Source organism: Vibrio sp. NC2, from assembly GCF_025195005.1.
Classification (GTDB): Bacteria; Pseudomonadota; Gammaproteobacteria; order Enterobacterales; family Vibrionaceae; genus Vibrio; species Vibrio splendidus.
This window is the reverse complement of record NZ_JANVFC010000002.1, coordinates 319,249-344,561: the sequence shown is the minus strand read 5'-3', so window position 1 is coordinate 344,561 and position 25,313 is coordinate 319,249. Positions and strand designations below refer to the sequence as shown.

General features: G+C 42.3%; 23 protein-coding genes, 1 pseudogene and 1 riboswitch. Of the genes and pseudogenes, 14 read left to right on the top strand and 10 right to left on the bottom strand.

Features of this window, described 5'->3' with window-relative positions:
• Positions 1-23 precede the first annotated feature (23 nt).
• Positions 24-410 carry a cytochrome c gene (locus NX845_RS05105; RefSeq protein WP_065681397.1) on the bottom strand — a complete coding sequence of 129 codons (387 nt, stop codon included), beginning with the start codon at positions 408-410 and terminating at the stop codon, positions 24-26.
• A gap of 420 nt (positions 411-830) precedes the next feature.
• Here NX845_RS05105 and NX845_RS05100 point away from each other — a divergent pair, with 420 nt between their 5' ends.
• Positions 831-1,298, top strand: coding sequence for a hypothetical protein (locus NX845_RS05100; protein WP_017094567.1), 468 nt, complete (start codon positions 831-833; stop codon positions 1,296-1,298).
• Positions 1,299-1,307: 9 nt separating this feature from the next.
• Positions 1,308-2,333, top strand: coding sequence for a diguanylate cyclase domain-containing protein (locus NX845_RS05095; RefSeq protein ID WP_017082375.1), 1,026 nt, complete (start codon positions 1,308-1,310; stop codon positions 2,331-2,333).
• Positions 2,334-2,832: 499 nt separating this feature from the next.
• Here the strand turns inward: NX845_RS05095 and NX845_RS05090 are convergent, their stop codons facing one another.
• Positions 2,833-5,262, bottom strand: a complete 2,430-nt coding sequence (locus NX845_RS05090; RefSeq protein WP_065681398.1) for a bifunctional diguanylate cyclase/phosphodiesterase — start codon at positions 5,260-5,262, stop codon at positions 2,833-2,835.
• 3 nt (positions 5,263-5,265) lie between these two features.
• Positions 5,266-6,297, bottom strand: coding sequence for a PotD/PotF family extracellular solute-binding protein (locus NX845_RS05085; RefSeq protein WP_065681399.1), 1,032 nt, complete (start codon positions 6,295-6,297; stop codon positions 5,266-5,268).
• A 359-nt stretch (positions 6,298-6,656) separates the two neighbouring features.
• Here NX845_RS05085 and NX845_RS05080 point away from each other — a divergent pair, with 359 nt between their 5' ends.
• From NX845_RS05080 to NX845_RS05055, 6 genes are all read left to right on the top strand, one after another.
• Positions 6,657-7,307 (top strand): LysE family translocator, encoded by a 651-nt coding sequence (locus NX845_RS05080; RefSeq protein WP_065681400.1) that lies wholly within the window; start codon positions 6,657-6,659, stop codon positions 7,305-7,307.
• Positions 7,308-7,585: 278 nt separating this feature from the next.
• Positions 7,586-8,386: a PhzF family phenazine biosynthesis protein gene (locus NX845_RS05075; protein ID WP_065681401.1), complete on the top strand. Its 801-nt coding sequence runs from the start codon at positions 7,586-7,588 to the stop codon at positions 8,384-8,386.
• A 114-nt stretch (positions 8,387-8,500) separates the two neighbouring features.
• Entirely contained in the window at positions 8,501-9,004 is a 504-nt protein-coding gene (locus tag NX845_RS05070) for a YgjV family protein (RefSeq protein WP_017080131.1), read from the top strand.
• Between the two features lie 61 nt (positions 9,005-9,065).
• On the top strand, positions 9,066-9,380 hold the full coding sequence (locus tag NX845_RS05065; RefSeq protein WP_004730454.1) for a cupin domain-containing protein: 315 nt from the start codon (positions 9,066-9,068) through the stop codon (positions 9,378-9,380).
• Positions 9,381-9,507: 127 nt separating this feature from the next.
• Positions 9,508-9,987, top strand: a complete 480-nt coding sequence (locus NX845_RS05060) for a GNAT family N-acetyltransferase (RefSeq protein ID WP_065681402.1) — start codon at positions 9,508-9,510, stop codon at positions 9,985-9,987.
• Positions 9,988-10,093: 106 nt separating this feature from the next.
• Complete coding sequence (locus tag NX845_RS05055; RefSeq protein WP_065681403.1) at positions 10,094-10,390, top strand: hypothetical protein; 297 nt, start codon at positions 10,094-10,096, stop codon at positions 10,388-10,390.
• A 141-nt stretch (positions 10,391-10,531) separates the two neighbouring features.
• Here NX845_RS05055 and NX845_RS05050 read toward each other — a convergent pair whose 3' ends face one another.
• Positions 10,532-11,029, bottom strand: coding sequence for a fasciclin domain-containing protein (locus tag NX845_RS05050; RefSeq protein ID WP_017080128.1), 498 nt, complete (start codon positions 11,027-11,029; stop codon positions 10,532-10,534).
• Between the two features lie 202 nt (positions 11,030-11,231).
• On the opposite strand from NX845_RS05050, the gene NX845_RS05045 reads away from it, so the two are divergent.
• The gene (locus NX845_RS05045; RefSeq protein WP_102456490.1) at positions 11,232-12,218 is read left to right on the top strand and encodes a DUF2860 family protein; all 987 of its coding nucleotides are present in this window, start codon (positions 11,232-11,234) and stop codon (positions 12,216-12,218) included.
• Between the two features lie 166 nt (positions 12,219-12,384).
• The gene (locus tag NX845_RS05040) at positions 12,385-12,879 is read left to right on the top strand and encodes a GNAT family N-acetyltransferase (RefSeq protein ID WP_260256596.1); all 495 of its coding nucleotides are present in this window, start codon (positions 12,385-12,387) and stop codon (positions 12,877-12,879) included.
• Positions 12,880-12,978: 99 nt separating this feature from the next.
• On the opposite strand, the gene NX845_RS05035 is transcribed toward NX845_RS05040, so the two are convergent.
• Positions 12,979-13,761, bottom strand: a complete 783-nt coding sequence (locus tag NX845_RS05035; protein WP_260256595.1) for a response regulator transcription factor — start codon at positions 13,759-13,761, stop codon at positions 12,979-12,981.
• A gap of 167 nt (positions 13,762-13,928) precedes the next feature.
• A riboswitch (purine riboswitch) is annotated at positions 13,929-14,028 on the top strand.
• 90 nt (positions 14,029-14,118) lie between these two features.
• On the opposite strand from NX845_RS05035, the gene NX845_RS05030 reads away from it, so the two are divergent.
• The 3 genes from NX845_RS05030 (at position 14,119) to NX845_RS05020 (ending at position 16,514) form a co-directional block, all read left to right on the top strand.
• The gene (locus tag NX845_RS05030; protein ID WP_260256594.1) at positions 14,119-15,117 is read left to right on the top strand and encodes an adenosine deaminase; all 999 of its coding nucleotides are present in this window, start codon (positions 14,119-14,121) and stop codon (positions 15,115-15,117) included.
• Positions 15,118-15,474: 357 nt separating this feature from the next.
• Positions 15,475-16,191 (top strand): Crp/Fnr family transcriptional regulator, encoded by a 717-nt coding sequence (locus tag NX845_RS05025; protein WP_017094557.1) that lies wholly within the window; start codon positions 15,475-15,477, stop codon positions 16,189-16,191.
• A gap of 164 nt (positions 16,192-16,355) precedes the next feature.
• Positions 16,356-16,514, top strand: coding sequence for a hypothetical protein (locus NX845_RS05020; protein ID WP_004730469.1), 159 nt, complete (start codon positions 16,356-16,358; stop codon positions 16,512-16,514).
• A gap of 86 nt (positions 16,515-16,600) precedes the next feature.
• On the opposite strand, the gene NX845_RS05015 is transcribed toward NX845_RS05020, so the two are convergent.
• The 5 genes and pseudogenes from NX845_RS05015 to NX845_RS04995 form a co-directional block, all read right to left on the bottom strand.
• Positions 16,601-17,254 carry a DUF2057 family protein gene (locus NX845_RS05015; RefSeq protein WP_182795461.1) on the bottom strand — a complete coding sequence of 218 codons (654 nt, stop codon included), beginning with the start codon at positions 17,252-17,254 and terminating at the stop codon, positions 16,601-16,603.
• A 107-nt stretch (positions 17,255-17,361) separates the two neighbouring features.
• Positions 17,362-17,790, bottom strand: a complete 429-nt coding sequence (locus NX845_RS05010; protein ID WP_260256593.1) for a hypothetical protein — start codon at positions 17,788-17,790, stop codon at positions 17,362-17,364.
• 12 nt (positions 17,791-17,802) lie between these two features.
• Positions 17,803-20,228 (bottom strand): annotated as a pseudogene (locus tag NX845_RS05005) (ATP-binding protein).
• A complete protein-coding gene (locus tag NX845_RS05000; protein ID WP_260256592.1) occupies positions 20,221-21,327 on the bottom strand; it encodes a cytochrome-c peroxidase in 1,107 nt (368 codons plus the stop codon). Before NX845_RS05000 ends, NX845_RS05005 begins: the two are co-directional and overlap by 8 nt.
• A 446-nt stretch (positions 21,328-21,773) precedes the next feature.
• Positions 21,774-23,336, bottom strand: coding sequence for an arylsulfatase (locus NX845_RS04995; RefSeq protein WP_004730480.1), 1,563 nt, complete (start codon positions 23,334-23,336; stop codon positions 21,774-21,776).
• Positions 23,337-23,683: 347 nt separating this feature from the next.
• Between NX845_RS04995 and NX845_RS04990 the strand changes: the two genes are divergently transcribed.
• On the top strand, positions 23,684-25,231 hold the full coding sequence (locus NX845_RS04990; protein ID WP_102556009.1) for an arylsulfatase: 1,548 nt from the start codon (positions 23,684-23,686) through the stop codon (positions 25,229-25,231).
• The last annotated feature ends 82 nt before the right edge of the window (positions 25,232-25,313 follow it).

Here is a 25,313-nt window from a genome sequence, read left to right as displayed (position 1 = left end):
ACAAGGCTCCTTGCCTAAAGCTTTTATTCGCGGACTGAATTTGATTCGTTGAGTGAGTTTGAATCGTTGCCGAGCATTGAATAGAAATAGGAAATGTCGCGGATGTCTTGGTCTGAAAGTGTGTCGGCTTGTTGCTGCATGAGAATTGCCAAACCACTGGTTCTTTCCCTTGTCTGATAGTCTTTTAACGAGGATATGAGATATCCCACCTTTTGACCGCGAAGGTTCGGGTAGGGGTCTTGCGTTGAGATGCCATCAGCGCCATGGCAGGTCATGCACACCTTGGCTTTCTGCTTACCTAACTCGAACTGTTCTTGATTAACGTCAGCAGAAACAGGAAACATGACCAACGTCATTACTAGGGTTGAAAGTGTCGTCATGGGGTTAAATTTTTTTATATTCAAACTCATTCTCGATTCCCTTGATTATGAAATGAGTAAGCTTTTTAAGAGCGACACACGATACCTGCTGGTGGAATAGAAGCGACAGATATCAGAAAACTAGGCTCTCAAAGCTGCTTACGTTCGATTAAAGGTTATGCAGCAACAAGCATTCTTGCTACTTACTGACTCATATTAATTGTTAATTTTGATGGTCAGTACGTATTCAGTGGCTGGATTGGATTACTCATTGCCTTTAAAAAGCCGGGATTACTGGTATGAGCGCTAATTAAAGTCTTATTTAGAGGAGGGAAGGTGTTGTTCGCACCTAGTTACAGGAATGAAACGTTATCTCAGAAAGAGTCGAACTGCATTGTTGAGAAAATAGGCAATGTCTAAGCAAGTCAAATGACCAATATGAACTAGACTCAATTTAGTGACCTTTTTAGAATGGAGTTTAAAATGAGAGCTGCACTTCTGTTTATACTTTCACTTTGTTCATTTTCTATCTTTGCAGCATCCGAACTCACAATATTCGATCACCTAGGGCAAAAGCATCAATTCAGTCGAGAACAACTGCTATTGCTCCCTCAAAAAGAAATTACCACCTCATTACCTTGGCTGGATGGGGAATTGGTTTATAGCGGTGTGGCCTTACAAACGGTGCTTGAAACAAAGGACTTACCCATGGCCTCGCAGGTCACTTTTGTTGCACTAAACGACTATAAAATAGCGGTGCCCAAAGAAGACTTTGACGATTACCAGCCGATCATTGCAATTAAACAAAATGGCCAATTTATGTCAGTCAGAGAAAAAGGGCCGTACTGGTTGATATATCCACTTTCTTCGACTCCAGATATAGATAATACAGACTTCCATGCCAAGATGATCTGGCAGATACGCGATATTCATTTGTAAGGACTTCGTATGAAAAAGCTGTTGTCATTGACTGCCATCAAAGTCGTCGTGTTATCTTTGGCGGCAGTGGTGCTCACCGTTAATATCTACAGTGTTACCCGCATTAACGATATTAATAAGAGTTTTTCTACACGACAAAATGAGGCAACGTGGTTCGTCTTTCAATTGGTGAAAGAATACGCTAATTTCTTGATGGTAAGCCGTTCTGAAACCATTGATTATGATGAGTTATGGTTAGCGTACGATATTACGTGGAGCCGTTTTGACATATTGATTAACAGCACTGAGTCTTCCAATTTCATCAAGTCAGCAAACTTTAAGCCCTATTTCACAGCGGAATTTGATAAATTTAAGAGCTTGGAGCCCTCGATTAAACTGGTCAGCCAAGGGTTGTTGCCCAAGGAATCGTTACAGAAAAAGGTCGATATTTGCTACCACACACTCGTAGATTTTATTAACGACAAATTTCGATTACAAAGCCCTGTAATTGAAGAAAATACCTCAATGGTTGATAACTTAGTGACAGTTCATCGAATCAGTAGCGTTTTTCTTGTTGGCATCTTGTTGTTGACTGGGATTATTTTTTATATGGATTTTTCTATCAAAAGAAAGCTCTACTCTACGGATTTTATTACAGGGTTTCGCAATCGAATTTCATTGATGAAATTTGTGAAGAATAGCTACTCGAAGGACAATAACTTTGATCTCTATTTTGTCCGTATCAGAAATCTTACCGAAATTAATCAAAAATATGGCCTTGAATATGGTGATCTTGTCGTTAGTTCGGCCGCTAAGTCTCTAACCGCTAAGATACCAGAAAGTACCATTTCATTTCGAAGCAGCGGAAGCCAGTTCTTATTTTTTATTCCGGACCATTTGTACGCGAGCGATGAAATTCAGGACAAGTTTAACGACGTGCTCAGTGATTACATATCTGCGGGTAATTTGGAGCTAATGATTGATGCGGTAGTAAGGCACAAGAAGAACATAAGTTCCAAAGACATGATGGAGTTGTTGACCAGCATGCAAGGTTAATTTCTTAAGAATGTCTTAGCTGCTTAGTTGCTTAGCTGCTTGGTACTGGCGGGTGTCGCACTTCGCAGTTGAATTCGGGGCTTAGCTTAGTAAATCTGTTTACTGTTTACTGTTTACTGTTTACTGTTTACTGTTTGCTATTGCCTGTCAGTTCTTGTTAATGCTTCCAAGTTTCCTAACACTTGTTACGGCTTTCTAGCACTTGTTGAGCTCCACCTTTATCTATCCATCCTTCTTATACATATTTAATACTACAAGCCTTATCTGATCCAATGAACGTAGTCATTAGTTTGGGTAGCGCTTTTATCTGTTTACTTAGTGTCAATCTCAAGATATTTAACGTGTATTGCGGCCGTAGATATTGGCTCATTTCAGACGTTGTTATAGTTTGCAAAGGGGCGGGGAAGTGGCCGTTGTTAATCAAATAACATGATTATTAAGGCGCATGGCAATTAATTCGCATAGTAATTAAATCGCATCGCAATTAAATCGAACATATTTATTTATGATTAAGCACGACAACCCTTTCGTTAGTACTTGGTCCTAAAAGGGCTTGCTGATCAAGAATAGTTTGCGGATTGTGGTCGCGAACAAATTCAATGAACTCAATGTAAGTGAGTGGTTGGCTGAAAAAATAACCCTGTATTAGGTCGCAGTTGGCTTTTCGAAGGTGATGATACTGTTCGAGAGATTCGACACCTTCGCCAACAACGAAGGTGTCACAAGAGTGCCCTAAGTTAACCATGGACTCGACCATCTTGCGGTCAGCTTTGTCGTGGACGATATTATCGATAAAGCTCTTATCTATTTTAAGTTCATCGACAGGGTAGTGAAGAAGTTGGTTAAACGCCGTGTAACCCGTACCGAAGTCGTCGAGGGAAACTTTTAAACCTAGGCTTCTGATGCTCTCAATGGTCTGCACAGTAAGTTTGCTGCTTTTAACGTAACTGGTTTCGGTAATTTCTATAATGATGTTGCCCGGAGGAACTTGATAACGTTCGAGTACCTTCCGAATATTGTCGGCAAAGTTACGGTTGTAGAGCTCCATCGCCGAAATGTTAATGGACAAGGTGCCTTTGTATCGGTGAATCTCCGACAGTTCTTTATAGCTTTTGATTGCGGTACTAATGACCCACATGTCGAGTTTGGATATTAAATTACTTTTCTCTGCGGCTGGAATAAACTCATCCGGCCCAGCGTTTATATCAAATAGAGCAGGGCAGCGAATCAAACATTCTGCTCCGTCAATCTGAAGTGTCTTAGCATTGAAAATAGGCATAAAGCGAAGTTCAAAGTTATCACTCGCGCAGCACTCTAATAGCCTTTTCTCGATAACATCATGCCTTTCAAGTGAATGAAGTAGTTCTTCGCCGTAAACAATCCGGCTATCTCCGTCACTGTGATCCTTAGCATTAATCAACATCTCATCAATACATCGGTGCCATATCTCCTCGAACTTAGGAGTATCGACGGGTAGTACGCCAGTTGCAATTGAAAGCCTGAACCCATAGTAATCTAGGAAAGTCGTACCCGTTAGGGTGTTGTTAATGTTCTCAATTTCTTCGTTTATTGATTGGTGTTCACCCATTTCCAATATGGCAATGAATTGGTTTCCTCCAAGCCTTGCGATTGAATAGTCGCTGCAACTAAAGCCGAAAGAGGATTGTTGATTCTGCAGGGTCTCTCTTAGTGTTTTGGCTAGACTAACGAGTACATTGTCGCCCACCTTTGCACCGTATAAATCATTGATTTTACGAAAGTCGATAATGTCCCAGCAAACCAAGTAGCAGTGTGGGCTCCTTGAGCTTTTTATACGTACATCGAGGTGTCGAATAAATGAGCGTCGGTTCGCTAATTTGGTTAATTGATCGAATTCGGCTTCGAATTTCAATTCCGTTAGTGAGTCAATGTAGGCGTTCTTAAGTCCGTCGATCTCACTTTGTCCGGATGACCGTTTAAAGTATCTAAGTTTGAGTCCGCCAATGGAGATTTCGTGCAACAAGTCTTTGAGTGGGCGCACTAATTGATAACGTACGACCATGTGTACGATGAGCATAATGGTGAATAGTGTCGTCAAGCCACCAAGCAAGGTCTGCTGAGCGATAATGGATTTTTCCTGATTGAATTTCTTTTCGCGAATATTAACTTGAGCTAGCAAATGACGACTATTCATCTCGACTTTGATTCTGTCTTTCGTTTGTTCATAGGACTTAATGACGAACTGTGTATTTTCAATATGTTTGGTATCTGATGACGGTTCAATCAGAAGCTGCATGTTGTCATCGTCGTTGTATTTGGTGAGTAAGTTAGACAACTGCTTTAATGGACCATCTGCAATCAATATGTATCGATTGACACTGTCATTTGCACGTTTGTCTTGTGGGAGTAAGTAAGGATCGATAGCTGCAACATAAGCGTATCTGAGCTCACCACTCACTGAGATATAAGAGAAGCCTTCATGAGATAGCTCATTTTTATTAATCAACGAAGTATAGATGTCGAAGACTTTCTCATAGATGTTGTCGGGGATCTTTAACCCTTCGAAAGGGTCTGCTCGTAAAGTAGAGAGTGTTAATTTGAATTTAGGATCGACGACATAGATATTACGTTGACCAAACTGATTAACGTGACTCTGGTTTAAGACACGAAGCACTCTTTTTTCCAGCAGGGACAGGGTTGTGTAGTCACCCGGGTTTTGAATATATCGTAAGAACTGTAGGGATGAGCCAATATCTTTTACTAACAAAGATAAGCCCAGCTGTTCGTATTCAGCCGCCACGAGCGCGGTGTTCACATCCGATTGTACTTCGTCTAAGTACATGTGTTTCGCGTGGTTAGAGGCCAAGTTGTAGGTAACCATTCCGCCTATTGCAAATACGAACAATAAGGTAGGAATGAGCACAAAGTAGAGCTTCTTTAATACTGGCATTAATTATCTCAAACTGTCGACAATGCGGTTACGAATTTGAATGCTATTGGGTTCGAGTTGCTGATACAGATAGCTGCGTTCTAAGACCTCTTTGCTAGGGAAAAGCTCCGGATCATTTTGGTACTCTTGTGTCGTTAAGGCTTTCGCTTTTGAGCTTGGAGTTGCAAACCATGAATCCATTGCGTTTTGAGCTGCGATCTCGGGTTGCGACAAGAATGATAGAATCGTTGTTGCTTGTGCAGACAACTCTCCGTTATTAATCGCAGCAATGCACTCTAACCATAACGTGGTGCCTTCTTGAGGCACAGCGTAGGACCAAGAGGCATCAGGCTCCAAATCATTGAGTACATAACTGTCACCAGAATAACCGTAGGCAAGGTCGATGTTAGCAAGACGTTCGGGTTGGCGAATATAGTCGATGACGTATTCGTTGCTTTCTAGGTGTGGCTTTTGAGCTTGCAGGGTTTTATAGGCAACGCGAAGTTCCTGCTCATTATTGGTGAATGGATCAAATTGATTCGCTAACAGTGCAGTACTCACCAAATCCGTAGGTTCGTAATACATACTTATGCGGCCACTGCTGTTCGTGTCTGGTTCGAGAATAGCGTTCCAAGAGGTGGGAGTGTTTACTTTGTCACTTCGATATAAGATTCCCGCAGTCCCCCAAGCGTAGGGAATGCCATACTCGCCACATCCTTCAACCCACCGTGAATCTATGTTACCAGCAACGGATTGTTGTAACTCACTGAGATTATGAAACAGGTTCTGCTTGGCTAACGCATTGAGCTTTATACTTTCTATAATGACGAGCTCAAATGCGCCACGACGTTCGCTTAATAGCACTTCATCTCTGATCGACTCATCAGAAAAAAACTGCTGTTTCAAAGAAATGCCGTACGTGTCGCTTAGTTGGGTCACGACGCTATTGGATAGAAATTCATCCCAATTGTAGAGATAAATATCATTCTGTTGGCTAAACGCTGTGCCAGTTAAAAAGGATGATGACGCAAGAACTGAAACATAAAATGCTTTCACTGACGGATTCCTTTCCTACTTTGCTTAACTAAATCGTAGCCCAAATTTTGCGACCTGCTTCAAATTTACGACTCTTATTTTAGTACAACCTAATATATTCGATGCGCCTACTTACTTTCAGCCCGCAAATTAGGGAATAAATGAGCCTTTATAGAAAACACCAAGCTAAATCATGGCTTAGCGGTCTAAATATTAAAAAGCGTGTTATTTGGGACGTCTTTTACCTAACGAGACTGTTGAAAACGTGTTGTCTGTCTGATTCTCTTAGTATCGAAACCCTAATAATTAACCCAAAAAGCTAATTGTAGGTTAATTATGCAATAATAATGCATTAAATTTTACGATAAGGACATTGGTTTATGGATGCAGGTTTAGTCGGAATTTTTGTTACCGTGGCGATTGCTCACTTTCTAGCGTTGTTGAGTCCCGGGCCAGACTTTGTGATTGTGGTGAAGAGTGCTGTTCGAAATAAGGGAAGAAAAGCACTAGGCGTTGCATTCGGTATTGCCAGTGCGAATGCGGTTTATATTGCTTTGTGCTTGGTTGGAGTAGGGTCGATTCTAGCGGCATCCGTTTCCGTTATGATTGTACTGAAGATCATTGGTGGTCTGTTTCTTGTTTATCTTGCTGTGCAAGCGATAAGAGCGAAGAAATGTAATTACAGCAATATGGATGTTACCGAAGGAGATAGCTTCAACCAAACGACTTTTCTTAAAGAATTCATCACGGGTTTTCTATCAGGAATCCTTAATCCCAAAAACCTTTTGTTCTATTTGAGCTTATTCACGGTTGTGTTGAACAATGACATTGGCTTCATGTTTAAGTTGGGGTTAGGTGTTTGGATGACGGTGGTTGTATTTGTATGGGATGCGGCGATCATCTTCCTGTTATCTGCACCTAAAGTGCGTCAAGAGTTTACACGTGTTGCTTACTATATTGATAAAGTGACAGGAGTCATGCTGGGTCTGCTTGGCTTGACCATTGTGAAATCTGCTCTGATACGTCAGTAGATTCACCATTGCTGAGTAACCTTACGTTTGTGGCACTATACAATGCCTATGTGCCGCGAATGTGTGCTTGTTTCCTACCAGGCAGATACGTTTGATCTCTTATCTGCCCGATATTAAACCTTCTGCTTAATCCGCCTATTATTTTCATAACTCTTTGTTTATCATTCCTTACTTCTTAAATAAGTATTAATTATGTTGCTGTTGAACACTTGTAGCACGGGGTGTTTGTGCTTATTGTAGGCAACAATATTTATCCAATATAAGAGCTAGGAATTATTGTGAATTTAGATATATATCAAGTGGACTCGTTCACAACTCAAGCTTTTAAAGGAAACCCAGCTGGGGTCTGCATTTCTCAAGATCTACTTGATGAGTCACTCATGTTCTCAATCGCTGAAGAGATGGCGGTATCTGAAACCGCTTTTCTTGCGCTTAACACTATGACGCTTAAATGGTTCACTCCAGAAGTAGAAGTAAAACTGTGTGGGCATGGCACATTGGCAACCGTTCATGTAATGAAAGAGCAAGGGTTGGTTAAAACAGGTGACAGTGTTGTGTTTAACACCTTGTCGGGTGAGTTATCTGCCACAGTTTGTGAATCGTCTATCGAACTTGATTTCCCTAGCACTCAGTTGTCATTGAACTCAGAAGCTAATCTCACATTACTTGAGCACTTTGGTTTAGAACCGCACCAAATCGTTTCATTCCGAGAGTTTGATTCCAAGCAGTTAATCGAAGTTTCCAGCGAGCAAGTGTTATTGGCTCTCTCACCTAACTTTGATGCTTTAAAGAGTATTAAAGGGCGAGGCGTTGTTGTGACGGCACTTTCATCAAATTCTAAACTCGATTTTGTTTCTCGTTATTTTGCTCCATGGGTTGGGGTTAATGAAGATCCCGTTACTGGGTCGGCACATTGTGCATTGACGCAGTACTGGGCTGAAAAGCTAAACAAAAGCTGCTTCAGTGCTTATCAGGCGTCTCGTCGTGGTGGGTATATGTCGACAGAGCTATTAGCAAACGGGCGAGTAAAGTTAATCGGTTCTGCTATCACTGTGATCAGTGGTGTGTTGAAACTTTAGATTTTTATAGAAGCTTTAGAGCGCTGTTTTGTTGTAACCGCCTAGTATGTTTTATTCGATTATTCACAGTGAAAGAAGCGGCTAGGGCGTAATATTATTATTGAAGGAATCACCGTGTCAGATTTTTATCTTTCTCAAGTATTAGTCGCAATTGCTATTTGTTTCGATCTTCTGTCTTTTCAGTTTAAAGAGAGAAAGAAAATCGTTACCTGTCTGTTCTTTGCTGGCGTGCTTATTTCGAGCCACTTTATTCTTCTCGAACAATGGACAGCGGCGAGCTTAATGACGATTGCCACTATTCGCTATTTGACGAGTGTATTTTCTACATCGTCTAAGTTTAAATATTTGTTCTGTTCCATGTCAGTTGTCGCAACGGTTGTGACTTACTCGGGGCTGACAAGCATATTGAGTTGCTTTGCTTCCGTATTTCAAACCTTTGCAGCCTTCAATAAAGATGACCGCCGATTAAGAGAGTTGATGATCATCGGAACCAGCTTCTGGTTGGTTCATAATTACTTAGTTGGCTCGCCAACAGCGGTTCTGATGGAAGCCCTGTTTATCTGCAGTAACTTGGTGGGCTATTACCGTTTTTATTTCAGAAAGAGTGCTGCTGCTTAGGTTTTACAGTGCAGTTAAAGTCCAGGTTGTTAATCAATTCAATGCTAGCTAGGAGAGCTTGATGCCAAACATTTACAATGATGTTCCTTCATCAATACCCAATGAAATATTCAATGACCTGATTGCCAACGACGGTGTTCGAATCGAAAGGATATTGTCGCATGGACATAGCTCACCAGAAGAGGGTTGGTATGACCAAGATGAGAATGAATGGGTGATGGTGATTGAAGGTAAAGGTGTCATCGAGTTTGAAGATGGACGCGTTGTTACTTTATCAAAAGGGGATTACATCAACATCGCTGCACGAGAAAAGCACAAGGTCATTGGTACGGACAAAGACATGGTGACGATCTGGTTGGCTGTGTTTTATCGTTGATATCTTGTTCTAAAGCTGAGGCTGTTGAATACAGGTTACAGAGCCTGTTGAGTTTGGACTATTGAGCCTGCTGATTCAGCTGTCAATTTGCACCTCTGAAAGAACTTAAGACAAAAAGGAGTATGTCGTGGTTAGAATTCGAAACTATCAAGCGAGTGATGATAAAGCACTGTGGGAGATCTTCTTTCATACCGTACGTAACGTGAATGTTCGAGATTATTCTCAACAGCAAGTAGAAGCTTGGGCACCCAGTAGCTTTGACTTTGCGTTATGGCAAAAGCGTATGAATGGGGTACAACCCTTTGTGGCTGAACTCGATGGTTGCGTAGTTGGCTATACTGACCTGCAACCAAGTGGCTTGATTGATCACTTTTTCTGTCACCACGAATACCAAGGGAAGGGGGTAGGGAAAGCGTTGATGGAGCATGTTTTCACTGTGGGTCGAGTTCGTGGTATATCGAGATATTTCTCTGAAGTAAGTATTACCGCAAGGCCTTTCTATGAGCATCTTGGTTTTAAGGTGGTGAATGAACAGGAAGTTGAAATGCGTGGTGTAAAGCTGACCAATTACGTGATGGAAAAGGTTGTGCCTTCAGACGAACGGTAATCTAATTTTTGTTACAGTTTTCACTTGCTTTTGGTTCTCTTCTTAAAGAAAAATCATCACTTTAGCGATAATATTCACTGAAACTAATTTGAGTGAAGGAAGTAACGTGGGAATTGAAGCTTTAGCGTTTGTGATGGACGCATTAATAACCGCATGCTGCATGTATATCGCCTCCAAAATGTCTTTCGTGGTCGCAGACTTTAAATCCCTTCTTACTATTGCTGTAATCGTTGCTTTGGTGTCATTGATTCCGACAGTGGGCTGGGTGTTGGGGTTGATTCTGTTTGTGTTCCTTCTCGGGAAAGCAACGCACTCTAATATTGGTGATTGCATCTGGGTGGTGGTCTTCACGAAGGTGGTGTCGATGGCGGCATTTCTAATATTCGGCCGCTTGTTTGTGTAACTCGGGTTCTTGTCGATATAGTTCTTGTTGATATAAAGGTAGCCTCGGTTGGTTTGAGACCGTTATTAACTTTTTAATTAAAAGATGAAAAGGGCGTGACCTGTCACACCCTCTTAAAACCTTTGACTGATGTTGTATTTCTTATTTAGGCAACAGCACAGCGTCAATCACATGGATAACACCATTGCTAGCCTCAACGTCTGGCATAATAACTTTGGCGTTGTCTATCATTACGTTGCCGTCATCTATCGCTATCATTACCGCACTGCCTTGAACCGTCACTGCACTATTTAACTTCATAACTTCAGCTGCCATGATTTTACCTGGTATTACATGGTATGTGAGCACTGCAACTAGTTTGTCTTTATTTTCTGGCTTCAACAACATGTCGACCGTTCCTTCTGGTAACGCAGCAAATGCCTCATCAGTGGGAGCCAATACGGTGAAAGGGCCTTCGCCTTTCAATGTATCAACTAAGTCCGCTGCTTTTACTGCCGCCACTAAAGTATTGAAAGAGCCGTTTTCCGCCGCAACATCAACGATGTCTTTCTTCATCTCGTGGTGGTTAGCGTGAGCAAAAGCCGTAAAAAGAAGCGTCGCAACTAGCACTGATGTGGTTTTGATTAATTTGTTAAACATATTGTCTTCCTTTGAGTTTTGTCCGTTATTTTCGAGAAGTACTACGAAAGCTTAAAAGCGATAGATCAACTTATTGCACCTTTGAACCTATTTTTTAGATACCCAATTCGTCAGTTGAATAAATGTCTCCGTTAAATAGTTGTTATAATTTCAATTTAATACATATAGTTAACGGGTGATTATTCAATTAATGGATGTGAATATGAGGTTTGTTTTACCAGTTGTATTTTCGGCATTCGCTTCAATGCCAGCTTATAGTGGCCTTGCACCAACGGAAGGCTTCAGTGGTAACTTCAGTGTATTGGCCGGTTTCTACTCTGACAGTAGTAATTTGAGTACTGAACAAGATTCGAATCAAGCCACCAACACCCAGGAAGGGGAGAGTGAAAACCAAGGGCTACTCGGCTTTTTGGGTACTGTTCAATATACTTTTGGCGAATCGCTGACTCACCAAGTGTATGCGGGTACAACACGAGAGGATATTGCAACAGGTACCATTGCGTTTGAGATCGGTTATCGATATCAACTTTCTGGTGGCACCATATTGGATTTTTCTGTTCTTCCTACGCTTGTCTCGGGTAAGGCTTGGTCTGATCCTTACGCGGTTGGCGTTAATCGAAACGAAACCGATTTAAAAGGTAATGTTGGGCGATTGCAAATGACCAACATAGGCGGCACTGGCTTTCGAACGGATTTCGCGATTGGTGAGTCCGACGTTGATGATGAGCTGTCTGGGACTTCATTGGGGCTATCTGCTGAAGAGATAGCACTGCTTAATAGGGAACGAACCTATGTGTATGCCAAAGCAGGATACCCTTTCATCTTAGCTAACCAAGCGGGTGTGTTCGTTCCATCCATGGTGTATTTCCACTCTGATGCGGAAGGCGGAGCGTTTAGCTTTGATAGTTACGGTATTGAATTAAACTACGCCAAGAAGATTGGCCGCCACGGTTTTGTTGTCACGTTGGATGCACATGATCGTCAGTACGATGAAGCGAACCCAATCTATGGAAAAGCGCGTGAAGAGAACGAATACGGTGCTTTTTTAGCGTATGAGTTTGGTGGTTTGATGGGCTATAAAGATTGGGCATTCATTACTTTATTGGGCTTAAGAAGCATAGATTCTAATACCGATTTCTATAACTCCGAGCAAGTATTAGCGAGTGTGGGTGTGGATTATAAATTCTGATATTCACACTATGTTAAAAATACTCATCAAAGCAGAAGTTAAAGTTCAGTCTTTCTATTTATTTAATTATTTCGGGCACTTACATCTTTAAAGGTTGTAGGTGCCCGTTGCTATCCGTAATATGAAAATTAGCTTATGGACAAAAATAATATGATAAGGAAGCGCTTTGGAAATACAAATTAGACATCTTGAACCCACCGATAACCAAGATATTTTTGATATTTATCGACACTCGTCAGTTTCAGAAAATACCTCACAAAAGCCTTATCTTAGTTCTGATCAAGTGGAGCGACTGTTTGGCCATTCAGACCATTTCACTCTGGTTGCGGAAGTATCCGGTAAAGTAGTGGGCCACATTACTTTATTCATGACCACCAAGGTGAGAGACAGACATTGCGCTGGTCTTGGTATTGCTATTCACCCGGATATGCATGGTAAAGGGGTCGGTAAGGCGTTAATGCAAGAAGCGATCAATCAGGCGGATAACTGGCTTAACCTCGTGCGTCTTGAGTTAGAGGTTCATGCTGACAACCACGCCGCTATTGCTTTGTATGAACGTGTAGGTTTTCAGTTAGAAGGAACAAAAAGGCTGAGTACGTTCAAAGCGGGTAAGTACATCGATGTGTTACTGATGTCGAGAATTCGACCGGATTATCGTTGAGAGTGACTTAACTCAGTTTAGTTGAAATTGGCCAATAAGATAGTGATTAAACAAAGCCCTTAAATCATTGCTTTTTAGGGCTTTTATACGAATATAGCGTTATTTGTTGTCGATACCGAAACCATTGCGCAGCGCAAATTGAATCAGTTCGGTATGGTTGTCGAGTTCCAAAATATCCAACATGCGGTATTTGTGTGACTCAATGGTTCTAGGGCTTAAAAAGAGGATCTCCGCACATTGCTTTGCGGTGTAACCTTGTGCCAATTGAGTTAGAACTGCACACTGCCTTTTGGTCAGCAATAATAGCTTTTCACTCTCGTTAATATTATTGGTTTCATCGCTGGTGACACTACGAGTCATTTTGGAGTGCTGCCAAAAACAGAGCCAGATGTCACTCAGCAATTTGATTCGCTTCATGTCAGCCTCTTCAATTGGCTTATCGTAACGACTGAACCGTGAGAAGCCGATCGCTCCCCACTGTTGACCAAACAGCGAAAGGCTTACAATCCTATGCCAATGAGCACCTTCTTCATAAAGTACACGTAACGGGTCGAGTTTATGGTTCTTTAGTGTTTCCTCAGGGAACAACTGCCAACACTCTTTTGAACGTAAAAGCTTTAGGTAATCAAGATAATTGCCTTTTAGAAAGCGTTCCATTTCAAGCGCTGGAGTATCTGTTTGGGATACGGAAATACTTTTTCCTGTATCCAGAAGAATCATTGAGTTTGGAAACAGGGTAAGTCTGTCGAGCTTAAACCAAGCGAGCGCTTCTCTTGCCAGTAAGAAAAAAGTGCTATCGAAATCTTTGGGTTGGCATGCGGTCAAAGTGTTGGTTTGGTGAGAGAGGAGATCCTCAAAGCTCGCGAATTGGTTATCTTTCATATTGACCGTCTTTTATGGTTTTAGACAAAGTAGCGGCAATAGCTAAAGTGTGTCAACCTAATGTTAGAATGATGTTCGGAATAAAGTGTGGCGAGTATTCTTAAATGCTACTGAGTAATTTATTAGTTTTATGGAGAAACGATTAGTGAAATTCACACTGAACTCTGTATAGTAGCAACCGTTTGCTTCGTATAACCCCAATGATATGGTTTGGGGGTCTCTACCAGCTCCCGCAAAGTGCTGATTACGAAGGGTTTAGATCACAATTGTGTTCTTACTCTTTGTAATGGCGTTCAAGAAAACCTCCTGTCTATTATTCAGAGTAAGTGCACACCTAAAATCCATAGTAGGTGAAATATGAACGCATTTATTCAAGGGCTTCCAAAAGTAGAGTTGCATTTACACATTGAAGGTTCGCTCGAACCTGAGTTACTTTTCCAACTTGCTCAACGCAACGGCATTGATCTGCCTTATTCGTCCCCAGAGCAGCTAAGACGCGCATACGAATTTGATGATTTACAGTCATTTCTGGATATCTATTATCAAGGTGCTGATGCACTGCGCACAGAACAGGATTTCTACGACTTAACATGGGCTTATCTAGAACGCTGTAAAGCCGACAATGTTATCCATACTGAAATTTTCTTTGACCCTCAGACACATACCGATCGTGGCATTGCATTCGACACCGCTATTAACGGCATTCATCGTGCGCTTGAACAGGGTCATAAAGAGTTGGGCATCACATCTCAAATCATCGCATGTTTTCTGCGTCATTTATCTGAAGAGAGCGCCATTCGAACGTTCGCCGATGTGTTGCAGCATCAAGACAAGATCGTCGGGGTTGGGCTTGATTCTTCCGAATTAGGACACCCACCAGAGAAGTTCAAGCGTGTATTCCAACAGGCAAAACAAGCGGGTTTCTTAACGGTGGCGCATGCAGGAGAAGAAGGGCCTGCTCAAAATATTGTCGATGCGATTGAAATGCTCAGCGTGAGCCGAGTGGATCATGGTGTGCAGTGTATGACCGACGAAGTTCTGATAGCCGAATTGATTGAAACCAAAATGCCGCTGACCGTGTGCCCACTGTCTAATATTAAATTGCGTGTATTCGATGAGATGGAAGACCACAATATTGTTGAGCTGTTAAGACGAGGCGTAGCGGTGACGATTAACTCGGACGACCCTGCATACTTTGGTGGTTATATGTCGGATAACTTTAACGCGGTGAGCTTAGCTCATGAGATGACGGAGCAAGAGCTTGCTCAATTTACTTTAAATGCAATAGAAGCGAGCTTTATTGAAGAATCATTGAAACAGCAATATCGTGATGTTGTTTTGGCGTATCTCGCTTAAGTCAAAAGTCAAAAGTTAAAAGTTTCAGTATGAAGCTAAAGGCGAAGTTTAGGGTATAGGTGAATGCGAACGAGCTCTCGGCATTCTGCGATTTAGAAAGCTTAAACGGCCAACAAGTATTGGTCGTTTTTATTTTGGTTCTCAAGCGGGTTCTGAGCTAGATAAGTGGCTTAAGACATTAAGAAATATGATTTTATTTGGGTAAAAACATCTTGTCTTAAGCTTTAATGAACTACATTTAAACGAGGTGTAGATATACAGTGTCACGCTGTATTGAAATAGAGATCAACTTAAGCATAAGCATAAGCATAAGCGTATAAAAGCAGACACAGAGATTGTCTGAGGAGGAACAAACTGTTGTTAGATCCAACAATCAGTGAACAAATACAATGGCCGTGTGAATTGTCTGCGGACTTGATAGAAAGCTTGCTTGATATTGCCATTTTTAAATCGGGTGTCGACAGCTTTGAGATTACAAAAAAGTTTCAGAATTTGCCCGGCGTCTTTTATATTTTAAGTGGCTCCGCTGGAATCTGTTTTTCTACAGAAAACATGAAAAGCTTATCTGGTGGTGTTATTGGAAGGGGAGATTGGATGGGTGCTTTGTCTATACATGCTGACTACAACCTCTTTGCAGTGGCAGAAGAAGTCGAGCCTATCACTATGGTACTTTTTCCTGCAAGTAAGGTATTAGAGCTCGCAGAGCGGAAGTGCATGGTTTACAAATGGCTACTTCACTGTGGAACCAAAGCGCAATCTATTTGGATGCAGGCTTACTTATCCTCGATTCATGAAAAAGAGCAGAAAACCATTTACGTCTTGTTGGAACTTGCGGCACGCCAGACCAATATCGCGGGGGCAACCGTCAGCATTAATATTTCACAAATTCAATTGAGTTCGATAACTGGCATATCAAGACCTAGGCTAAACGAAGTTCTTAAAGGGATAGAGCAGCAAGGCTTGGTTAAGATACAAAGAGGAAAGGTGTTTATCACCGATGTTAAGGGCTTGTATGAGCATATTTCACCGATGAATTTGATGATACGAGATCCTGTTGCTGAAATTAAGGCATGAATCTTTAACACTACGAGCTAACGTTTGGATTACTAGATTTTCAGTGTTTATTAGATATTTCAAAAAATTATGCACAGTGTTCTTTTAGGAACATACATTACAAGAGAACATCTATAATGTTCAGTCTAGATTTATAAATTGAATTAGAGCGGAATAGAATTGTTATGAAAATGGCTGTATTGGAATATAAAGTATTGGGGCTTGGTGATTGGATTAAAACAACGGTTTCTAGCCGCTGTGCGCACTTACTGGCTGCAGAATACAAAGCGCTAGGATGGCCAACAAAAGTAGATGGAAAAGTGTTATCGACTGAGTCTGCTTAATCTATATAAGCCTAAATCATCTAGATGAAGACAAAAAAGAAGCTGGCAGTGCGCCAGCTTCTTTTTTTTAAATTAAGACCATTGAGCTACTTGTTCACGTAGTCTTTGAATTTCTGCTTGGTTTCAGCATCCGCTTTTTCGTACCAGAAATACAACATTTCTTCAGCTGTAGTCGCCGTATTTCCGTCAATCTTTGCTGGAAGCGTTACGGGTTGTACTACAGCAGCCGCTGCACCCGCGCTAGCACCTAGTGTAAGTGCTGCGATGCCGCCTTTTTGGTTGTATTCTTTAGCTTCTTGAGGGTATTTACGACCAATCTGCATGCCGTCTTTGATTAGCTTGTCTTGCTTAACACTGATTGCGTTTTGGTTCTCATCAACCAATTTCCAATCTAGCTTCTCCAAGCCTTTCTTTGCTTCAGCTGTATTACGGTATTTAGGCATATCAAACGTTAATGCGGCGTCAGTCGCGCTAAAGGTTGCAATAATAGCGTCGCTATCAATGAACTCACGATCGTTGCCTTTATCAAAAGCAAGTTGATATTGGAATACGATTTGATTTTGACCGTCTGGAACGGTTAGCGTTTTATAAGAAGAGAATAAGCTACCATCGAGATCTGGCTTAGCTTCGTTGACCGCTAGAATATCAACACTTGATGGAACTTGGATCTCAACGTCAGCTAACACGTGTGGTGCTACGATAATTGTGGAAAGCAGCGCGATGGATTGTAATGTTTTCATAATCATACAGTTGTTTATGGATAGTTAAATTACAATCTCATGCAGAACGAAGTATTTCAAGTTACCTTGTCTCGATTTGGTAAAATTCACCGAAACTTAACCTAAGCCTAATTCTTGAACGTACGAAACGTGTTTTTTTCGTTCGTATTATGGTGTGGCCTCAACGTTTTCTCTTCTGGATTATCTAAATCGCTCTCTTGAGCGCTTCGAAGCGACTGCAGAGTGATATACATAGGAACGAGAGCAGATACCCAAATGGCATAAATCGTAATCACTCGGTTGAAGGCGACGAACCAGGTTTCACTGCCCGCACTAGATAGGTAGTAGCCAATGAGCGTAAGCAAGGTGCAGGTGATAGCCCACATGACTGTGGAGGTTGGATCTTTCGTTGTTGCCGCCAGCAATACTATCGTAACGTAGGGAACGGCCATAGCAATGCCTAAAGGTACATGACAATCGACGGCGAAAATGATGGTTGCACCAAGGGCTAAGAGCATATTTGATCGCGTATTGGGTAAATTAAAGTTCCATGTCATGTGATATCTCACTTAGCCCGTTTTACGTTGTTGATTGAGCTTGTTTATTAGGCGCGTAGCTTGATGGCTATTGACCATCAGGCGGTTGATCAGTTGTTGGAGCAACTCGGCTTCTGGCATGACGTGTTGATCGGCTATCTGTTCGGCTGAGCTCGCGAGTTCAAGTACTTCGTTCATTTCATATCTTGCGGCAATCTCTTTAACCGCCTTCAATGTTCTGGAGAGGTCATCCTGTTTAGCGTCCGAAAATAGCTCTATCAACTCATCGATTTCGTTTTCTAGCTCATCAACGAGAGACGTTAAGCATTTGAGCTTCTCGTCTGATTTGAGATCATCTTGTGCCAATACTTGGCTACGCGACAGTTCTTCTTCTGTGAGTGGCAGTTTATTTTGGGGATGACGCGTTAACATGGTGATGTTGCTTGCACCTTTGGTTAAAAGGTTATGTTCGTTAGCCAAGTTATGTCGGTTACCCTCAAATTGATCATGAAACTCATTGATGGCGTTTTGTAAGCTGTTTTTCTGTAATGGTTTGGTGAGAACAAAATCAGCCCCTGACATGATAAATTCATCGTGTGCTTCTTTAAATACGTCGGCTGTGCATGCGAAAACTACGGTAGTCAGCTTGAGTTCGTTACGAATTTTTTGAATCGCTTCAATGCCGCTCATGTTCGGCATGTGGTTATCCATGATGATCAGGTCATATTGGTTTGAAACTAATTTATCTAAGGCTTGTAAACCGTCGTAGGCGTTCTCAACCGTTAAGTTGATAGATTCACAGAACTTCCTAATCACCATTGCGTTGATCTTGTTGTCTTCGACTAACAATACTGAGAAGTCATCGAGAGTCTTATTGGTTTTGGTTGGCGTTTGATCGATGACTTGTTCTTCAAGTTCGTGCATTTCAAGCGGAAGCGAGATAGCAAATCGAGTGCCGAAATTAAGCCGGCTGGTAACCGTGATGGTGCCACCCATCAGTTCGACTAACTGCTTAACAATGGAAAGCCCTAATCCTGTCCCGCCAAACTTACGGGTCGTTGAGATCTCGGCTTGTTCAAATGCCGTGAATATATGGTCGGTCTTGTCTTCTGCGATGCCAATACCTGTATCAGTCACTAAGATATTCACGCTTGGTGGGGTGGTTGGTGCAATCAAGAATTCCACTTCAACCTTTCCTGACTCAGTAAATTTGACGGCATTCCCTGCTAAATTAAATAAGATCTGACGTGTACGTGCAGAGTCACCAATCAACTGAATATGGGTAGGGATGTTATCTTTAATGGTAAAAGCGAGGCCTTTGTCTTCTGCAAGAGGCGTCAAGGTTTTATCAAGATGTGTCACCACATCTGCCACTGAGAAAGGGCTATATTCAAGCTCCATTTTTCCTTGCTCAACCTTAGAAAAGTCAAGAATATCATTCAATATGGTGACAAGATGCTGGCCTGAATCGATGATGATCTGTGCTTGTTGACGGGTATCGGCGCTTTGCGAGTCCTCTTTGATTATTTGAGCGATACCTAGTACGCCATTCATCGGCGTTCTTAGCTCGTGACTCATGGTGGCAAGGAATAAGGACTTCGCTTCGTTGGCTTTTTCTGCTTTGTCTGCGGCTTCTTGATAGGCAAGGTTGTTTCGTTTTAATTCAAAGACTCGGAAGATAAATATGGCGAACGAGAAAGCGAAGGTTAATAGCGCGAGTGTGATGATAAGTTTGACAATCACGCCTTCTAGTTGGTCTTGAAGGTCGGTGAATTGATGTTCAATTTGCTCAAGATACTCCATGTTATGCACCGAAAGAACTTGAGATAACAGTACCTTTTGTTGCTGATTGAGTTCAGCGAACGTTTTAGACAGGTCCGCCAACTCTGAGCTAATCTCTTGATGTTGAATTTGGCTCCCTGAAAATAACACACTAGCAAGTAACTCACTTTGAATGTTGAGCTCCGGTGTAGAGAGAACATTTAGTTTTTCTGAATCATGTCCCCTTGCTGCTTCTCGATGGTTTGCTGAATGACTATCAATGAGTTGCAGCGTTAGGGATTGCAGTATGAACTGACGAGCGACACTCACCCGACGAGCTTGTCGAGCGTATCGACATTGGCTATCGAGGCCTTGTGGAAATGCTCAAGTAATTGGGTGGTTTGTAAGTCTTGAAAGAACGTTGAGTGGATGCTTTCCCCCTTATAGCTATCCTTGAGCTCTTGCAGTTCTATTTCTAGTCTGACTAAATCAGCCGATATTTGGTAAGGGTTCGAAATGTCAGCGAGAGCAGCGTTGGTTATCTGATCGCGCATTTCTAAAACTTCATGCCCCAGCTCTCGAACAGATTCTCCATATTCCGATACTTTCTCGTGTTCAGAGTAGGTCAATATAATTAAGCTAACCAAAGCCAAGAATAGCGAGAAAAACAGCAAAAAGATGAGTCTGATTTTATTCATTTTCAAACTCCACTAACATCTGAGGGCGGCTGCCCGTTAAGGTTTCTAGAAATGTTTTAATCTCACTAATGGTTTGCTTTTCAAACGTTTTACCGAGTTGGCTTTCACCCATGATTTTGATGGCTTCCTCTAACGTTTCAGTTTGACCATCATGAAAATAGGGGGCAGTGATCGCCACGTTTCTTAAACTGGCGACACGGAAGAGGTGCTTGTCTTGTGGTTGTCCTGTAAACATAAATCGACCTTGGTCTTCACTTCGTTCTGAGCCCGTTTTTGATAATCCAAAATAGCCAAATCGCATCACCATGCCTCCACCAATATTGGTACCTTGGTGACAACGAATGCAGCCTTGTTCTTGAAAGGCCTCCCAGCCTCGCTTGGCCTTATCAGACAACGCTGAATGATCGCCTCGCAAGTACTGGTCGAAAGGAGAATCAGGCGTGGTTAGCCCTTGCATGAACTCAATAAGTGCAGCCTTAATCGAAGCTTCGTTGATGGTTGTCGATTGTTCTTTGAATAGGCTGATGTAAGTCTCCGATTGAGAGACATAGTCCGTAATGTGTTTCCAGTTTGAATCCATTTCGTCAACGTTGTGTACTGGACCATCGATTTGATCGCCAAGGTTATTCACCCGACCATCCCAAAAAAATCGGTAGTTAAAGGCAGCGTTAAAAACGGTGAGTGAATTTCGCATTCCCGCTCCATTTACGCCAATGGAAACAGGAGTCACTTCGGCGCCATTGGTTTGTAGACTATGACAACTTTCACAGCTGACACTTCGGTTCGACGATAAGTTAGGGTCTTTGAATAGCGCCCAACCTATCTTGGCAAGTTCATTGTTAATCTCGGTCGAATCTGGAATTGGGAAGATTTGTTGATCTGGAAATGCCGCTTGTTGGGCATCTTGTGACTCTGTGTTTGAGTCTGTGTTTGAGTCGTGTTCTGAAGAGTATGAATCATCATGGTCGTTTGCATGAGAGTGATTTTCTTGGTGCTCAAATGAGGCGTGCATCTTTAAAGAAGCGGCGTCATAAACCAGTAGGCCTATTGAAACGCAAATGACAGTGATGCTTATTACTGCTAAATATGGCGTTTTCATAGTATTAGTTCCATCTAGTTTAGATAATTTTGGCAAGTCAGAATCCTTCTGATTTAAACCTTATTCACCCTGTGGATGAGAGGTGCATATTTATAAACTTAGTTTCATAGTGGTGATGTTGCAAGAAGATGGTGTAACAAGAGGATAGGAGAAAGATGAAGTCATTGAATCGTTGAATGGCAAGGAACAGGGATCGTTAGAAACAACGCGTTACGTAGGGTAAGTTAGTGACCTAACGGTCAATTCGAAAAGACCTTGTTGTATAAAACTCGGATTTTTAAGATACAGATACAGATACAGATACAGATACAGATACAGATACTGATGCAGATACAGAAAACAAGTGCCAGACGTAGAAAAACCGTGGTAACTGCATAGAGTGACCACGGCTTTGGTATTACATCATGTACTTTCTAAACTGCTTGAATTACATGGTCTAGAAGGACTTATTTAGCTTGCGCTGCTGCCGCTTCTAATTGCTTAAGTTTACCTTGAAGCATGTAAGCATTTTGGTTGAAGTTACCAGGGTTCAACACTTGGCTTTGCTGCATAGGATAGTCAGGTAGCGTGTTCATGAACTCTTGTACTTTGCCGCCTACTGGTACGAATAACCACATGTTGTCTGCCATCCAGCGTAGGTACATGCCCGATTCGTGTGGTGCTTTTTCGAATGGGTCAGCACGTAGATGAACAACTTGAGGCCAGTTTGGTTGGAAGCGAACTGCATCAACAATGTTACCGTCCATTACTGCGAACGAAATCTTGAAGTCATTCCAACGAACTGCGTTTAGCTCAGCGTTAGCAGAGAAGTAAAGCATGCTGTCACGAGGGCCTTTCTCTTCTTTGCCTTGGAAGTAAGGTAGGAAGTTGTAACCATCTAGGTGAACACGCCAGTTTTTACCGTTGTAAGTTGCACCTTTATCAGACGCAAGTTTCTCAACCACTTTATCATCACCAGCGGCTGCTAGTAGAGTAGGGATCCAGTCTTGGTGCCCCATGATATCGTTGATCTTAGTTCCCGGTTTGATAGTGCCAGGCCAGCGAACTAGCTGAGGAACACGCATACCGCCTTCGTACGTTGTACCTTTTTCACCGTGGAAGTAAGTAGCACCACCATCAGGCCAAGATACCGTTTCTGCACCGTTATCGGTCGAGTAGATGACGATAGTGTTGTCTGCGATTTTAAGCTCATCAAGCTTGTCTAGAAGGATACCCACTTGGTCATCGTGCTCTAACATGCCATCAGCGTAGATGCTGATACCAGATGCGCCTTGGTATTTTTCTTGTAGACGAGTCCACACGTGCATACGAGTCGTGTTGTGCCAAATGAAGAATGGTTTGTCAGCTTTCACTGCTTTTTCCATGAATGCTAGAGATTCTTCTAGGAACTCTTCATCCGCATGCTCCATACGCTTACGCGTCATAGGGCCTGTATCTTCAATCTTACCGTCAGAAGTCGATTTGATTACACCACGAGGGCCAAAGTTCTTACGGAACTCAGGATCTTTAGGGTAGTAGTAAGTCTCTGGCTCTTCTTCCGCGTTTAGGTGGTACAGGTTACCGAAGAACTGGTCAAAACCGTGGTTCGTTGGAAGGTGTTTGTCTTGGTCACCCATGTGGTTCTTACCGAACTGAGCTGTCATGTAGCCTTGTTCTTTAAGAAGGTCTGCGATCGTTGGAGCCCAATCAGGGATACCGTGGTCCGAACCTGGCATGCCGATAGTCAATAGACCAGTACGGAAAGGTTCTTGACCGGTTAGGAATGCAGCACGACCAGCAGTACACGATTGTTGACCGTAGTGGTCAGTAAATAGTGCGCCTTCGTTAGCAATACGGTCGATGTTAGGTGTTTCGTAACCCATCATACCGTTGTTGTATGCACTGATGTTGAATACACCAATGTCATCACCCCAGATAGCAAGAATGTTTGGTTTTTCTGCTGCTGTTGCCGCTGAAGAAGCTGCTAATAAGCCAACACCTAATGCTAGTTTATTAATTTTAGTACCCATAAGGACTCCGATTCACTTTTAAGATTAATGCGTTAGAACAACGCATCGATGAGTAAATGTTATTCTCAAAATTCCGTTACGTCCTTTTATAGTGCTTATAACCAATCGTTATGATGTATGGTTAACTTGCTGATTAAATTGAATTTAGGCTGATGGTTACCAGAAACCCTTAGATAACATGTGTGATCCTTATCATGTTTGTCGCCGTAAACCTTATCGATAACTTCTGCACCTGTATCTGAATAAAAAATGACAAAAAGATTAATAGCTTAGCGAACCTCGCGCATGCTTAAAAAATGGACTATACGTTGTAGGGCAGGATGCAAATAACTTACGAAGAGGTTTCTATGACAGCGAAATATGGCGTTAAGCGTCGTTTAGCAATTTTGGGTACGGCGATGATGGCGGCTTCCACCACCACATTCGCAGCTGAAAAACCAAATATTCTCGTGATTTGGGGGGATGATATTGGACAGTCTAATGTTAGCGCGTACACCTTTGGTTTAATGGGTTACAAAACGCCCAATATTGATAGCATCGCCAAAGAAGGGATGATGTTTACCGATTATTACGCTGAACAATCGTGTACTGCGGGTCGCTCTACCTTTATTACGGGACAAAGTGTATTACGAACAGGTTTGAGTAAAGTAGGTTTGCCGGGCGCAGACATTGGCTTGCAAGCGGAAGACGCGACAATTGCAGAAATGCTGAAACCTATGGGTTACATGACAGGTCAATTTGGTAAAAACCACCTTGGCGACAAAGATGAATTCCTTCCAACAGCACACGGGTTTGACGAATTTTTTGGCAACCTTTACCACCTGAATGCTGAAGAAGAACCAGAGAATGAAGATTACCCAACCGATCCTGAGTTTCGTAAGAAGTTCGGTCCGCGTGGTGTTATTAAGTCATTCGCTGATGGCAATATTGAAGATACGGGTCCACTGACGCGTAAGCGTATGGAAACGGTCGATGAAGAAACACTAGACGCGGCACTTGATTTCATGGATCGCGCAGTGAAAGCTGACAAACCATTTTTTGTTTGGTGGAACGCAACACGTATGCACTTTAGAACGCACGTGAAAGCCGATAGTAAAGGTGTGACCGGTGTCGGTAATTACGCTGATGGTATGGTTGAGCATGATCGACACGTTGGGCAACTATTGAAGCAAGTGGATGAGTTGGGAATCAAAGACAACACCATCGTTTTCTACTCAACGGATAACGGCCCACACATGAACTCTTGGCCTGATGCGGGTACAACCCCGTTCCGTGGTGAGAAAAACACTAACTGGGAAGGCGCATACCGTGTACCAGCAATGGTCCGTTGGCCTGGTAAGATTGAACCTGGAACCGTATCCAATGAAATCATGCACCACATGGACTGGATGCCAACCTTCGTTGCCGCTGCTGGTGATGACCAAATCAAAGAGAAATTGCTGAAAGGTCATACTGCCGGTGATAAAACGTTTAAGGTTCACTTAGATGGTTATAACTTCCTTCCTTACCTAACGGGTGAAGAAGAAAAAGGCCGTCGTTCAGAGATCTTCTACTTTACCGATGATGGCGATTTAGCGGCGCTTCGTTACAACCAATGGAAAGCGGTGTTCATGGAGCAACGTGCAACGGGTACCATGCAGATTTGGTCAGAACCGTTCGTGACGTTACGTCTTCCTAAGCTGTTTAACCTGCGTATGGACCCATACGAAAACGCAGATATTACTTCGAATACCTATTATGACTGGTTGTTAGACCATGCTTATATGTTCGTTCCTGCGCAAGCGTATGTAGGCGAGTTCTTAGAAACGTTTGCCGAATACCCACCACGCCAAAAAGCAGCAAGCTTTAGCTTGGATCAGGTTATGGAGAAACTTCAAGAGAACCATAATAAGTAAACTATTGCCTTAGCTAAACTGATAACACGAAAGAGCTCCTAGGAGCTCTTTTTTTTATGCGCATATCGATGAGTAAATCCCG

Excerpts from the sequence above, each read along its gene's own strand:
- NX845_RS05020 (WP_004730469.1), top strand. The coding sequence starts at position 16,356 with ATGAAAATGGCTGTATTGGAATATAAAGTATTGGGGCTTGGTGATTGG.
- NX845_RS05065 (WP_004730454.1), top strand. The coding sequence starts at position 9,066 with ATGCCAAACATTTACAATGATGTTCCTTCATCAATACCCAATGAAATA.
- NX845_RS04995 (WP_004730480.1), bottom strand. The coding sequence starts at position 23,336 with ATGGGTACTAAAATTAATAAACTAGCATTAGGTGTTGGCTTATTAGCA.
- NX845_RS05030 (WP_260256594.1), top strand. The coding sequence starts at position 14,119 with ATGAACGCATTTATTCAAGGGCTTCCAAAAGTAGAGTTGCATTTACAC.
- NX845_RS05105 (WP_065681397.1), bottom strand. The coding sequence starts at position 410 with ATGAGTTTGAATATAAAAAAATTTAACCCCATGACGACACTTTCAACC.
- NX845_RS04990 (WP_102556009.1), top strand. The coding sequence starts at position 23,684 with ATGACAGCGAAATATGGCGTTAAGCGTCGTTTAGCAATTTTGGGTACG.
- NX845_RS05090 (WP_065681398.1), bottom strand. The coding sequence starts at position 5,262 with ATGCCAGTATTAAAGAAGCTCTACTTTGTGCTCATTCCTACCTTATTG.
- NX845_RS05015 (WP_182795461.1), bottom strand. The coding sequence starts at position 17,254 with ATGAAAACATTACAATCCATCGCGCTGCTTTCCACAATTATCGTAGCA.
- NX845_RS05045 (WP_102456490.1), top strand. The coding sequence starts at position 11,232 with ATGAGGTTTGTTTTACCAGTTGTATTTTCGGCATTCGCTTCAATGCCA.
- NX845_RS05080 (WP_065681400.1), top strand. The coding sequence starts at position 6,657 with ATGGATGCAGGTTTAGTCGGAATTTTTGTTACCGTGGCGATTGCTCAC.
- NX845_RS05050 (WP_017080128.1), bottom strand. The coding sequence starts at position 11,029 with ATGTTTAACAAATTAATCAAAACCACATCAGTGCTAGTTGCGACGCTT.
- NX845_RS05010 (WP_260256593.1), bottom strand. The coding sequence starts at position 17,790 with ATGACATGGAACTTTAATTTACCCAATACGCGATCAAATATGCTCTTA.
- NX845_RS05000 (WP_260256592.1), bottom strand. The coding sequence starts at position 21,327 with ATGAAAACGCCATATTTAGCAGTAATAAGCATCACTGTCATTTGCGTT.
- NX845_RS05100 (WP_017094567.1), top strand. The coding sequence starts at position 831 with ATGGAGTTTAAAATGAGAGCTGCACTTCTGTTTATACTTTCACTTTGT.
- NX845_RS05095 (WP_017082375.1), top strand. The coding sequence starts at position 1,308 with ATGAAAAAGCTGTTGTCATTGACTGCCATCAAAGTCGTCGTGTTATCT.
- NX845_RS05035 (WP_260256595.1), bottom strand. The coding sequence starts at position 13,761 with ATGAAAGATAACCAATTCGCGAGCTTTGAGGATCTCCTCTCTCACCAA.